This window comes from Micromonospora sp. SYSU B005 (genome assembly GCF_055362685.1).
In genome coordinates this window covers 586,968-599,496 of the sequence record NZ_JAXCFU010000001.1, presented here as the reverse complement: position 1 = coordinate 599,496, position 12,529 = coordinate 586,968, and the positions used below count along the sequence as shown (strand labels likewise).

Annotated in this window: 11 protein-coding genes; 8 read left to right on the top strand and 3 right to left on the bottom strand. The window is 73.4% G+C overall.

Translation table 11 applies throughout. The features are described 5' to 3' along the window. The first annotated feature begins 113 nt into the window (after positions 1-113). The 3 genes from SM452_RS02870 to SM452_RS02860 all read left to right on the top strand — a co-directional run bounded on the left by SM452_RS02870 (position 114) and on the right by SM452_RS02860 (position 4,672). Positions 114-1,481 (top strand): MFS transporter, encoded by a 1,368-nt coding sequence (locus tag SM452_RS02870; RefSeq protein ID WP_355506094.1) that lies wholly within the window; start codon positions 114-116, stop codon positions 1,479-1,481. Positions 1,482-1,512: 31 nt separating this feature from the next. Beyond that, positions 1,513-2,991 carry a pyridoxal phosphate-dependent decarboxylase family protein gene (locus SM452_RS02865; protein ID WP_463839241.1) on the top strand — a complete coding sequence of 493 codons (1,479 nt, stop codon included), beginning with the start codon at positions 1,513-1,515 and terminating at the stop codon, positions 2,989-2,991. 103 nt (positions 2,992-3,094) lie between these two features. Next, positions 3,095-4,672, top strand: coding sequence for a D-glucuronyl C5-epimerase family protein (locus SM452_RS02860; RefSeq protein WP_355506099.1), 1,578 nt, complete (start codon positions 3,095-3,097; stop codon positions 4,670-4,672). A gap of 55 nt (positions 4,673-4,727) precedes the next feature. On the opposite strand, the gene SM452_RS02855 is transcribed toward SM452_RS02860, so the two are convergent. Then, entirely contained in the window at positions 4,728-5,654 is a 927-nt protein-coding gene (locus SM452_RS02855; protein WP_463839240.1) for a hypothetical protein, read from the bottom strand. A gap of 177 nt (positions 5,655-5,831) precedes the next feature. Between SM452_RS02855 and SM452_RS02850 the strand changes: the two genes are divergently transcribed. Further along, positions 5,832-6,392 carry an NADH-quinone oxidoreductase subunit B gene (locus SM452_RS02850; protein ID WP_013288676.1) on the top strand — a complete coding sequence of 187 codons (561 nt, stop codon included), beginning with the start codon at positions 5,832-5,834 and terminating at the stop codon, positions 6,390-6,392. Positions 6,393-6,428: 36 nt separating this feature from the next. Further along, the gene (locus SM452_RS02845) at positions 6,429-7,745 is read left to right on the top strand and encodes a DUF2252 domain-containing protein (RefSeq protein ID WP_463839239.1); all 1,317 of its coding nucleotides are present in this window, start codon (positions 6,429-6,431) and stop codon (positions 7,743-7,745) included. A 30-nt stretch (positions 7,746-7,775) separates the two neighbouring features. Here the strand turns inward: SM452_RS02845 and SM452_RS02840 are convergent, their stop codons facing one another. After that, complete coding sequence (locus SM452_RS02840; RefSeq protein WP_262013112.1) at positions 7,776-8,822, bottom strand: glucose 1-dehydrogenase; 1,047 nt, start codon at positions 8,820-8,822, stop codon at positions 7,776-7,778. Positions 8,823-8,925: 103 nt separating this feature from the next. Here SM452_RS02840 and SM452_RS02835 point away from each other — a divergent pair, with 103 nt between their 5' ends. Further along, entirely contained in the window at positions 8,926-9,807 is an 882-nt protein-coding gene (locus tag SM452_RS02835; RefSeq protein WP_463839238.1) for an NADH-quinone oxidoreductase subunit C, read from the top strand. Beyond that, positions 9,807-10,769, top strand: a complete 963-nt coding sequence (nuoH, locus tag SM452_RS02830; RefSeq protein ID WP_013288672.1) for an NADH-quinone oxidoreductase subunit NuoH — start codon at positions 9,807-9,809, stop codon at positions 10,767-10,769. Before SM452_RS02835 ends, nuoH begins: the two co-directional genes overlap by 1 nt. Before the next feature lie 171 nt (positions 10,770-10,940). On the opposite strand, the gene SM452_RS02825 is transcribed toward nuoH, so the two are convergent. Continuing rightward, positions 10,941-11,984: a glutathione S-transferase family protein gene (locus SM452_RS02825; RefSeq protein ID WP_463839237.1), complete on the bottom strand. Its 1,044-nt coding sequence runs from the start codon at positions 11,982-11,984 to the stop codon at positions 10,941-10,943. Positions 11,985-12,078: 94 nt separating this feature from the next. On the opposite strand from SM452_RS02825, the gene SM452_RS02820 reads away from it, so the two are divergent. After that, positions 12,079-12,501, top strand: a complete 423-nt coding sequence (locus SM452_RS02820; protein WP_355506110.1) for an ester cyclase — start codon at positions 12,079-12,081, stop codon at positions 12,499-12,501. The last annotated feature ends 28 nt before the right edge of the window (positions 12,502-12,529 follow it).

Genomic DNA, 12,529 nt, shown 5'->3' with positions numbered 1-12,529 from the left:
CGGTGCCGACCTGCGCCTCACCGCGACTCGCGCGCGACTGTCGGCATCGACGAGCAGCGCAGCACCCGGGAGGGGATGTGACGCGGGCCATAACGTGAGTAGCATTCGGCTCCATGACAGCTTCGGGCCTGCCCCGCCGGGTGCACCTCGGGTACGCGCTGGGTTCCCTGGTCACCGGCGCGTTCGGCACCGTGCCCGGGCTGCTGCTGCTGCCGTACCTCACCGACACGCTCGGCGTCGCCGCCGGGCTGGCCGCGCTGCTGGTGCTGCTGCCGAAGGCGTGGGACGTGCTCGTCAACCCGGTCGCCGGGCGGATCTCCGACCGGACCCGCTCCCGCTGGGGCGCGCGCCGGCCGTACCTGCTCGGCGGCGGGCTGGCGCTCGCCGTGCTGTTCGCCTCGATCTTCGCCGCGCCGTTCGCGAACGGTCCGGCCGCCGCCGCGTACGTGGCGCTGGCGTTCCTGGCGACAGCCACCGCGTTCGCGTTCTTCCAGGTGCCGTACGTGGCCATGCCGGCCGAGCTGACCGCCGACCCGGCGGAGCGTACCCGGTTGATGACCTGGCGGATCGCGGTGCTGGCGCTGGCCATCCTGGTCTCCGGCGCGGTGGCCCCGGCGGTGGTGAGCGCGGGCGGCGACGGCGTGCCCGGCCACCGGTGGATGGGCCTGTTCGTCGCCGTGCTGATCGTCGCCGGCACGGTCGGCGTCTTCCTGGGCACCCGGTCGGCGCCGACCGGGACGGTGGGGGAGAGCGAGCCGAGCCTGCGCGCGCAGCTCGCTGTCGCGACCGGCAACCGGCCGTTCCGGGTGCTGCTGATCTGCTTCGTGATCCAGTCCGCCGGGGTGGCCACCGTGCTGGCCGGGGTGAAGTACTTCGCCGACCAGGTGCTGCGCGAGCCGGACAGCGGCCCGACGCTGCTGTTCGCCTGCTTCGTGGCACCCGCGCTGCTGGTCATGCCGCTGTGGTCGCGGGCCGGTGCCCGACTGGGCAAGCGAGCCTCGCTGGTCGCCGCGTCGCTGATCTTCGCGGTGGGCGCGCTGACCCTGGTCGCCGCGCCCGCGCTGCCCGCCGCCGCGGCCTACGCGGTGGTCGCGGTGATCGGCGTCGGGTACGCGGGCCAGCAGGTGTTCGCGCTGGCCATGCTGCCGGACTGCATCGCGTACGACACGGCGCGCACCGGGCGGCGGCAGGCCGGGGTGTTCACCGGGCTGTGGACGGCCGGGGAGACGTTCGGGCTGGCGCTGGGGCCGGGCATCTACGGGCTGGTGCTCCAGCTCTCCGGTTACGTCTCGTCGTCCACCGGAACCGCCGCCGTCCAGTCCGACACGGCACGGCTCGGCGTGCTGCTCGGCTTCACCGTGCTGCCCGCCCTGCTGGTGGCGATCCCGCTGATGCTGCTGCGCGGCTACACCCTGACCCCGGCCCAACTGGCCGCCGCCGCACCCGTGGTCGATGACGCCGCCCCGGCCGCGCGGGCGTGAGCACCGGCCCGTCCAGGAGAGGAACCACCCGATGACCGACACGGCAGGCGGAGGCGCGCTGCCCGCCCAGGGGATGCCCGCGACGGACGTAATCGACGAGATCCGCGCGCTGCGGGCCGCCGACCGGCCGACCCACGGCGGGCGGCTGTTCGCGTACGTCTACGACCCCGGCGTGGCCGGGCTGGACGCGCTGGCGCAGGCCGCGTACGCGGAGAGCGCGCACGTCAACGGCCTCGACCCGACCGCGTTCCCGTCGCTGCTGGCGATGGAGAACGCGCTCGTCGGCGCCGCCGCCCGGCTGCTCGGCGGCGGGCCCGGCACCGGCGCGCCGGACGTGGTCGGCAGCGTCACCAGCGGCGGCACCGAGTCGCTGCTGCTCGCCGTCAAGGCGGCCCGGGACGCCCGCCCCGATCTCGCCGAGCCGCGGATCGTGGTGCCGGCCACCGCGCACGCCGCGTTCGCCAAGGCGGCGCACTACCTGCGGGTCGCGCTCGACACCGTGCCCGTCGACCCGGTGACGCTGCGCCCGGACGTGGCGGCGGTGGCCGCCGCGATCCGCCCGGAGACCGTGCTGGTGGTGGCGTCCGCGCCGTCGTACGCGCACGGGGTGGTCGACCCGGTGCCCGAGATCGCCGCCGTCGCGCAGGCCGCCGGCGTGCGCTGCCACGTGGACGCCTGCTTCGGCGGCTGGGCGCTGCCCTGGCTGCGCCGGCTCGGCACGCCGGTGCCGCCGTTCGACTTCGCCGTACCGGGGGTCACCTCGATCTCGGTCGACCTGCACAAGTACGCGTACGCGCCGAAGGGCGTCTCGGTGCTGCTGCACCGCGATCCGGCGCTGCGCGCCCCGCAGTTCTTCGCGTACGCGGACTGGCCCGGGTACACGATGGTCAACCCGGTGATCGCCTCCACCCGGTCCGGCGGGCCGATCGCCGCCGCGTACGCCACGCTGCGGCACCTCGGCGAGGACGGCTACCTGCGGCTGGCCGCCGCCACCCGGGACGCGGTCGCCGCGCTGGCCGGCGCGGTACGGGCCACCGGCGGTCTGCGGCTGATGGCCGAACCGGAGACCACAGTGGTCTGCTTCACCAGCGACGGCCCGGGGCTCGACCTGTTCGTGCTCGTCGACGAGCTGACCGAGCGTGGCTGGCACACCCAGCCCCAGCTCACGTACGCCGATCTGCCGGCCAGTGTCCACCTCACGGTGACCGCGGCGGTGGCGCCCCGGGTGGCCGAGTTCGGTCCGGCGCTGGCCGAGGCAGTCGCGGCGGCCCGCGCCGCCGGGCCAGTGGTGCTGCCGCCGGAGCTGCTGGCGCTGGCCGGCAGCCTCACGCCGGAGGCGCTCACCCCGGAGCTGGTGGCGGGGCTTGCCGGCGGGCTCGGCCTGGCCGGCGGCGCCGGTGTGCCGGACCGGATGGCGGTGGTGAACACGCTGCTCGACGCCGCCCCGGCGCGGCTGCGGGAACGGCTGCTCGCCGAGTTCGTCGGGCTGCTCCAGCGCCCCGCCTGGTGACGAACACTCGTCCGTTCGGCGGAGAAGTCGGGCGTTTCGGTGCCGGAACCGGTGTCCGTCCCTGCCTAGCATCAGGGCACATCGATGACACGGGGAGTCTTGCATGATCACCGCTAAGTCACCACCTGTCCGCCGGCTCGTCGCAGTGGTCGCGGCCGGCGCGCTGGTCGGCCTGGCGCCGGCCGGTACCGCCCCGGCCGCCCCACAGGGCCCGGACCGCAGCGCCGACGTCTCAGTCGTGGACCCCGGGTGGGCACCCGACCCGCTGACCGACGGGGTGCCGCAACTGCCCTCGCGGGACGTGGCGAAGACCAAGGAACAGCAGCGGCGGGAGCGGGCGAGCGGGGCCACCGCCGCCGCCACGTACGCCCGCGACGGGCACCTGCCGAAGCCGCTGCCGCTCGCCGCCCAGCCCACGAACAGCAACCCGGCGCCGCTCGTCGACAGGGGACTGCACGACGCGCAGGGCGTCCGCATGTTCAGCTTCGCCGGGAAGACCTGGAACCACCCCGTCGGCCAGGCGCAGTGGGGCCTGAGCAACCTGGCCGCCTACCGGACCAGCGGCGACAAGCGGTTCCTCGACCGGGCCGTCGCCAACGCCCAGCGCAACATCGACCGCCGGGTCGAGTCGCGGGGCGCCTGGTGGTATCCGTACGACTTCGACCTGAGCCGCTGCACGGGCCGCCCGCTGCTGCGCGCGCCCTGGTACAGCGGGATGGCGCAGGGCGAGATGCTCAGCCTCTTCGTCGGCCTGGCCGAGATCACAGGCGAGGCCAAGTGGCGGACGGCGGCGGACAACACGTTCCTGAGCCTGACCCTGCCGGTCGTCTCCAACGCGCCCTGGGCTAGTTGGGTCGACCCCAACGGCTACCTGTGGCTGGAGGAGTACCCGGTGACCTTCGGCACCACCGGGGAACGGGTGCTCAACGGACACACCTTCGCCCTCTACGGCGTGTACGACTACTGGCGGCTCACCGGCGACGAGCGGGCGGTCGCGGTCTTCGACGGTGCGGCGAGCACCGTCCGGCGGTACCTGCCGACCCACTTCCGGGTCAACCGGTGGGCCAGCAACTACTCGATGGGCTGCGCGCAGCCGCACGTGAAGTACCACCAGGTCCACACCGCGCAGAACCTCAAGCTCTACGAGATGACCACGTCGGCCGTCTTCGCCACGTACGCGTACCTGCTGCGCTCGGACTACCCGGCGCCCGCCGTCAGCGGAGCCGTGTCGTTCGCCGCCGGCACCCACGTCGGCTACACCTTCTCCAGCACCGGAGCCGTCAAGAGCCAGAAGACGCTCAAGCTCGCCCGGGCCTCCGGCGCCCAGGCGAGCCAGCGGGTCCGCGTGTACGGGCGGGGCATCTACTACCAGATCGCCAACGGCGCGCTCGCCGGTTACCTCGTCCCCGAGGCGTACGGGCAGCGCGTCCTGCTCGGCAAGGCGGTCGAGCACCGGTACGACCCGGCCCGGACGCTCTCCTTCCAGCCGGGCACCTACACCGGGTACGCGTACGACGCGGCGGGCAACGTGACCGGCTCCAAGCGGCTCACGTTCTCGGCCGCCTCGATCGCGCCGCTGGGCGCCACCGCCTGGGTGAACGGCCGGCTCAGCTACCAGGTCACCGCCGGGGCGTACGTCGGCTACTGGCTGCCCCACACCACCGGACTGGCCTTCACCTGAGCCTGAGCAACGTGCGGCCCGCCCGGCGTCCGGGCGGGCCGCGGTGTGCGGTGGCTCAGTCGGTCGCGCGGACGCTGAACGTCGTGCTGTTGTCCGCCGGGTCGACGTCCGCCACCGGCTCGCTCTCGTAGACGGCCGCCACGGTGAACGAGCCGCTGCCCAGCGCGCCGGCCGGGGTCCCGGCCGGAGCCCGCAGGACGACGTCGAACGTGCGCTCCTCGCCCGGCATGAACCGGCCGCCGGGGACGTCGAACCAGTCCGGGAAGCTGGGCAGGTCCTGCGGGTCGGTGGCCCACACCTCGACCCCGGCGGGCAGGCTCGCCCGCACGTCGAGCCGGAACGACGGGGCGTCGTTGCCGTAGCGCACTGTCACCGGCGTCCGGCCCAGCAGAGCCCCGTCGGCCTGGCGGGTGAGCGTCACGTCGCCACCGCTGATGGTCAGGTCCGTCTCGGTGGCCTGCCGGTAGACGCGCGGATTGCGGACGCTGCCCGAGGTGGACCGGAACACGGTCCGGAAGGAGTCCCGGTCCGACACCCGGGTGCCGCCGTCCGGCACCACCGCGACCGAGCCGCCCAGCGCGGTCATCGGGTAGGCGCGCGCTGTCGTCCACACCTGGAAGTCCAGGCGGAGGGTCACGCTTGTGCCGGCCGTGACCCGGCCGCCGTAGCTCTCGACGACCCGGCGGTTCTGCTCCATCCCCACCGTGAACCAGGGTGAGCCGTTGTCGAGGCCGGTGAAGGAGCCACCGGCCGGCTCGGTGATGCGCAGACCGGCGGTGGCGTCGGCCCGGCCCCGGTTGCTGATCGTCGTGGTCAGCGTCCCGACGTACCCCTTGCCGGTCGGCGTCAGCACCAGCGTCTCGGTGTCGACGGTCAGCCGCGCCGTGGTGCCGCCGGCCGCGGCGGCCGGCGCGGCCGGCGCGAACAGCGCCGCCGCCCCGGCGAGCAACGCGGCGGCCACTCGTGTGGTCCGTGTGGTCATGACAGGTCCTCCGTGATCCCCGTGGTGGGCGGCGGTGGTTCCGTCCGCCCGGCAGTGGTGACACACGCCGGCACCGCTGATCGTTGCGCGGGTGCCCTGTCGGGGGTACGACACCGGAACGGGGTCGCGGGCGCTGTGGTTGACTGGCACCTCGGGGTTCTGCGAGGGAGGCCAGAGATGCAGGTGCCGGCCGTGCTCGGCGAGCCGATCCGGTTCGTGCTGAACTGGGGCCGCCGCTACTCGCTCTGGGTGTTCAACTTCGGCCTGGCCTGCTGCGCCATCGAGTTCATCGCCACCAGCATGGGCCGGCACGACTTCATGCGGCTCGGCGTGATCCCGTTCGCCCACGGGCCCCGGCAGGCCGACCTCATGGTGGTCAGCGGCACCGTCACCGACAAGATGGCCCCGGCGGTCAAGCGGCTCTACGACCAGATGCCCGAACCGAAGTACGTGATCTCGTTCGGCGCCTGCTCGAACTGCGGCGGCCCGTACTGGGACTCCTACTCGGTGACGAAGGGCGTCGACCAGCTCATCCCGGTCGACGTGTACGTGCCCGGCTGCCCGCCCCGCCCGGAGGCGCTGCTGCACGGCATCCTGCGCCTCCAGGAGAAGATCGCCGCCGAGCAGTCGGGCATCGGCGGCGTACCCCGGCCGGACGCGCTCACCTCCCCGGCGGACGCCGTCGCGCGGCCGGTCGAGGCGCTCACCGCACCCCCGGTACGTCCACCGGTCGGCTGACCCGTCGGGTGGCGGCGCGGGGCTAGCCTGCGGCTCATGACCGACCTCGCGGAGGAGCGCTCCGCATTCATCATCGACGTGCTGACCGAGGAGTTCGGCGCGTCCATGGCGATCGACCCGGCGGCGTTCCGCCGCAAGTTCCGCAAGATGGCGGCGTCACCGTTCGCCTTCTACCGGGGCAGCGCCGCGCTGTTCTACGCCGACCAGCGCGGCGACTTCGGCAGCGACCGGTTCCTCGACGAGCGGACCAGCCGGGTGTGGATCCACGGCGACCTGCACGCCGAGAACTTCGGCACCTACATGAACGCCTCCGGGCAGCTCGTGTTCAACGTCAACGACTTCGACGAGGCGTACGTCGGGCCGTTCACCTGGGACCTGAAGCGCTTCGCCGCGAGCGTGGCGCTGCTCGGCTACGCCAAGGCGCTCTCCGACCGGGTGATCGGCGAGCTGGTGACCGGCTTCGCCCGGTCGTACCTGGCCGAACTGCGGGCCATCGCCGCGGGCGGGGACGACGCGATCGGCTCGATCACGCTCGACAACGCCGACGGTGTGCTGCGCCGGGTGCTCCAGCAGGCACGGCTGAACACCCGGGTGGACCTGCTCGCCGCGCAGACCACGATCGACAACTACGAGCGTCGCTTCTCCCTCGGCGACGGCGTGCACGAGATCGACGACGCCACCCGGGAGATGGTCTGCGCGGCGTTCGCCGACTACCTGCACACGCTGCCGGACTCGACCACCCGGATGCGCCCGGTCGCCGCCGGCATCAAGGACGTGGTGCTGCGCAAGGGCGTCGGCATCGGGTCGGCCGGGCTGCCGTCGTACAACCTGCTGCTGGAGGGGCACACCCAGGCGCTGGAGAACGACGTCGTCATCTACATGAAGCAGGCGCAGGTGCCGGCCGTGGCGCGGTACGTCGACGACGAGCGGGTCCGGTCGTACTTCCGGCACCAGGGGCACCGCACCGCGGAGTCGCAGCGCGCGTTGCAGGCGCACGCCGACCCGTGGCTGGGCTTCACCGAACTGGACGGCGTCGGGCAGCTCGTCGCCGAGGTGTCCCCGTACGCGGCGGACCTCGACTGGGCCGACCTGAACGAGCCGGAGGAACTGGCGGGCGTGCTCGCCGACCTGGGCCGGGCGGTGGCCCGGATGCACTCGGTCGCCGACGACGAGTCCAGCCACGACCTGGTCGACTACTCGACCGAGGAGGCGATCGTCGCGGTCGTCGACGCCGACCCGGAGGCGTTCGTCGACTACCTGGTCGACTTCGGGCACCGGTACGGGATCCGGGCGCGCGAGGACCACCAGCTCTTCGTGGACCTGTTCCGCAACGGCCGGCTACCCGGCATCTGAGGGCCGGGGCGCCGGGTCCGGCGCCCCGCCTCACTGCGTGAAGTCCAGCACCGCCTTGATGTCCTCACCGACCGAGGCGTACGCCTGCCGGTAGCTCGACAACGGCACCCGCCGGGTGATCAGCGAGGTCAGCCACGACTGTTCGGCCTGGGCGAGCGCCTCGGCGGCCATCTCCCAGTGCCGCCGCCCGGCGTTCACCGAGCCGAACACCACGTTGTTCTCCAGCACCAGTTCCCGGTTGAGCGCCCCGGCGTCGAAGTTGATCGTCCGGCCGCCGCTGGAGACGCCGGTCAGGCAGACGATGCCGGTGGGCGCGGCCTTGCACATGGCGTCGAGCACCACAGTGGGCGCGCCGGTGCACTCGATCACCACGTCCGGCTTCACGTCCAGCTCGGGCACCGTCGACGTGTGGTACGTCGCCCCCAGCGCCCGGACCAGCTCCGGCTTCGGCCCGGTGGTGTTGCGGTCCAGCACGTGCACCGACAGCCCACGCTGGCTGCCGAGCAGCGCGGCCAGCAGCCCGATCGGCCCGGCACCGGTGACCAGCACCGTCATCGGTTTCCACTCGGCCCGGCGGCCGATCCGCTCGATGTGGTCCCACGCCTTCGCCACCACGCTCGTCGGTTCCAGCAGCACGCCCACCGACGCGAGCGCCGGGTCCAGGCCGACGGCGAACTTGGGCTGCAACCGCCAGCGTTCCCTGGCGAAACCGGGCAGCGCCTTGATGCCGTGCTCGGTGTACCGACCGTTGCGGCACATGTCCCACTCGTCCACCGCGCAGTTCGCGCACGGCACCGGGTCGGGGTGGCGGACCACGCCGGCGACCAGGTCGCCGGCCTGCAACGTGCCGGTCGGGTCCTCCAGCACGCGGCCCAGCGACTCGTGCCCGAGCACCAGCCGCTCCTGGCCCGGCGGCGCCTCGCCGTACTCGCCGGCCACGATCTCGTGGTCGGTGCCGCAGACACCCACCGCCAGCGCCTCGACCAGGATCGCGCCCTCCTCGGGCGGCGGCTCGGGCCAGTCCTCGGCGAGCCGCAGCGAATCCGGGACACCGGGGGTCACAGTCACAGCGCGCACGGACCTCATCTTTCCGCGCGCTGCCGCCGCCCGTCCGGCGAAGCGGCGATCCCGGCACGGACGGCCCGACCCGGCCGGCAGCCGTCGGCCATAGGATCAGCGCATGACTCCGGAAGAGGTCGGCCGGCGAGTGGTCGCGCTGCTCGCGCCCGTCGAGGCCACCGCGTCCGTGTCCGGCGGTCAGGGGTACGCCCGCGCCACCGTCGACGTACCCTCGGCGAGCTGGGCGGACGCGGTGCGTGCGGCACGCGACGACGCCGAGCTGGATCTCGACTTCCTGGACTGGCTGTCGGCGGTGGACGAGCTGGCCGACGGCTTCGACGTGGTGCTGCACCTCTGGTCGGTCCGGCACCGGCACGGGCTGCTGCTGCGCACCCGGGTGCCCCGGGACACGCCTGTCGTCGCGTCGGTGGTCGACCTGTTCCCCGGCGCTGCGTGGCACGAGCGCGAGACGCACGAGATGTTCGGCATCGACTTCGCCGGCCACGGCGAGCTGCGTCCGCTGCTGCTGCCACCCGAGTTCGAGGGGCACCCGCTGCGCAAGGAGTTCGTCCTCGCCTCCCGGGTCGCCAAGCCGTGGCCCGGCGCGAAGGAGCCGGGCGAGTCGGAGGCGGGCGGCGGCCGCCGGCCGGTCCGGCCGCCGGGCGTGCCCGCGCCGGGTGAGTGGGGCACGACGCCCACGCCGGCGGGTGCGGCCGGCGCGGGTGAGGGCCCCCGAGGGGGTACGCCGGCGCGCCCGGCCCGGGAACGCCCGGCGCGGCCCGCTCCGGGGGAGCGTCCGGCTCGGCCTGCTGCCGCTGAGCGTCCGGCGCGGCCGACTGCCGGGGATGCTCCGGAGCGGTCTGCTTCCGGGGAGGCCGGGCCGGGGTCAGGTGCTGCTCCGGGGGCCGACGAGGCGGGTCCGCTCGGGCGGCCGTTGCCGGGGGAGCGGCCGACCGGGCCGCCCCGGCAGGAGCCGGAGCCGGGCGCGGCGGGGGAGAGCTGATGCCGGACTGGTTGGAGCTGGTCCTGCGCGTGGCGGGGGTGCTCGTCGCGTTCCTCACGCTGCCGCTGATCGTGGGCCAGGCCGAGCACAAGGTGATGGCACACATGCAGGGCCGGCTGGGTCCGATGTACGCGGGTGGCTTCCACGGCTGGGCGCAACTGGTCGCCGACGGCATCAAGTTCGTGCAGAAGGAGGACGTCACCCCGCGCGACGCGGACCGGCCGGTGTTCCGGCTGGCGCCCGCGGTGGCGCTGGTGCCGTACCTGCTGGTGCTGCTCGTCATCCCGCTCGGGCCGGGTGACCTGGTCGCGCAGCCGCTGGACATCGGCCTGTTCTTCGTGCTCGCCGTGGTGGGCGTCGGCGTGCTGGCGGTGCTCATGTCCGCGTGGGCGTCGGCGAACAAGTACAGCCTGCTCGGCGGGCTGCGCGGCGCGGCCCAGCTGCTCGGGTACGAGCTGCCGCTGGTGCTGGCCGCCGCCTCGGTGGCGATGGCGGCCGGCACGCTCAGCCTGCCCGGCATCGTGGAGGCGTGGCAGCCGTGGTGGCTGCTCTGGCAGGCCCCGGCCATGGTGATCTTCTTCGTGGCCGGGCTGGCGGAGATCCGCCGCCCGCCGTTCGACATGCCGGTGGCCGACTCCGAGCTGGTCTTCGGCTACATGACCGAGTACACCGGCCTGCGGTTCGCGTTCTTCCTGCTCGCCGAGTACGTCGGCATCGTGGTGATCGCGGCGCTGACCACTGTGCTGTTCCTCGGCGGCTGGCAGGGCCCGTTCGCCGACGCGCAGCTCGGCTGGCTGTGGACGCTGCTGAAGGTCTTCGCCGTCGCCTTCGTGATCATCTGGCTGCGGGTGAGCTACCCGAGGCTGCGCGAGGACCAGCTCCAGCGCCTCTGCTGGCTGGTCCTGGTCCCCCTGGCCCTGGCCCAGCTAGTCCTCACCGCCGCAGTCCGCCTGGCCCTGTAACCCACCGTCCCTCCCTCCCCGCCCCGCCCGGCCCGGCCCGGCCCGGCCCGGCGATCTTGCACTTTCTGCCCCGGCGAAAGGGGCAAAGCGCCCAGGCCTAGGGCCCAAAGTGCAAGATCGGCGGGGCGGGGCGGGGCGGGATGAGGCGGGGCGGCGAGGGAAGGGCGTGGGTCAGCGCAAGGGGGTGTGGGACGGGTCTACCCGCTCGGACTCGGGTGGGGGCGGGGGCGGGGTGCCGTCGCCGAACGGGCGGCCGCCCAGCTCCTCCCGCCCGTGCGGGGTCAGCCAGTTGCTCAGGTCGGGGCCGAGCGGCACGATGCCCGTCGGGTTGATGTCCCGGTGGACCTCGTAGTAGTGCCGCTTGATGTGGTCGAAGTCGATCGTGTCGCCGAACCCGGGCGTGGTGAACAGGTCCCGGGCGTACGCCCACAGCACCGGCATCTCGCTGAGCTTCTGCCTGTTGCACTTGAAGTGCCCGTGGTAGACCGGGTCGAAGCGGACGAGCGTGGTGAACAGCCGAACGTCCGCCTCGGTGATGGTGTCGCCGACCAGGTACCGCTGACCGGCCAGGCGCTCGCTGAGCCAGTCCAGCCGGTCGAACAGCCTGTGGTACGCCTTGTCGTAGGCCTCCTGGCTGCCGGCGAAGCCGCACCGGTAGACCCCGTTGTTGACGTCGGCGAAGACGACAGCGTTCACCTCGTCGATCTCGCCGCGCAGCGGTTCCGGGTAGAGGTCGGGTGCGCCCGGCCGGTGGTGGGCCGTCCACTCGGTCGTGAGGTCCAGGCTCATCTGCGCGTAGTCGTTCGTCACCACCTGCCCGGTGGGCACGTCGACGAGCGCCGGGACGGTGATGCCGCGCTCGTAGCCGGGGAAACGGGCGAAGTACGCGTCGGCGAGCCGCTCGATGCCCAGCACCGGGTCCTTGCCGTCCGGGTCGAGGTCGAACGTCCAGCTCCGCTTGTCGTGGGTGGGCCCGGCCACGGCCATCGAGATGGCGTCCTCCAGCCCGAGCAGGTGCCTGATGATGATCAGCCGGTTGGCCCAGGGGCAGGCCCGGCTGACCGCCAGCCGGTAGCGCCCCGGTTCCACCGGCCAGCCGTCCCGCTCGTCCGCGGTGATCCGGGTGGCGATGTAGCGCTGATCCCGGGTGAACTCGCCACCCGGCTCCACGTACTTGCCGCCGGTCCGGTCCAGGACCTCGTCGTCGCTGCCCACACCCACCTCCGAGTTCGCTTCTCGTTCCCATCATTGTCGCTCCGGCCGCTCCCGGCAGGGCGAGTGCGTCACCGAGGGGCATAGGCTGCCCGCCGTGATCGATGTGGAGGCGGCAGCGCGGCGTTTCGTCGCCGACGTGTGGAACGCGGGGCGCGAGGAGAGCGCGTACGAGCTGGTCGCGGCGGACTGCCCAGGGCTCGGCGGTACCGGCCCGGCGGCGATGCTGGCGTGGCACCGGGACCGGCGGGCGTCGTTCCCCGACCTGCGCTACAAGATCGTCGACGTGGTGGCGACAGGTACGCGGGTGGCGGTGCGCTGGCGGGCCGCCGGCACCCAGGCGGGGCAGTTCGGCCCGGTGCCGCCGACCGGCCGCGTGGTCAGCTACTCCGGTGCCACGTTCCTGCGCTTCGACGACGACGGGCGGATCGTGGACGTGTGGAGCGTCAACGAGCTGTTCCAGCTGCTCCAGCAGCTCGGGGTGGAGATGCTTCCCCCGCTCACACCCGGCGAGGCGTGATCCGGCCGCACGCGCGGGACAAAGCGAC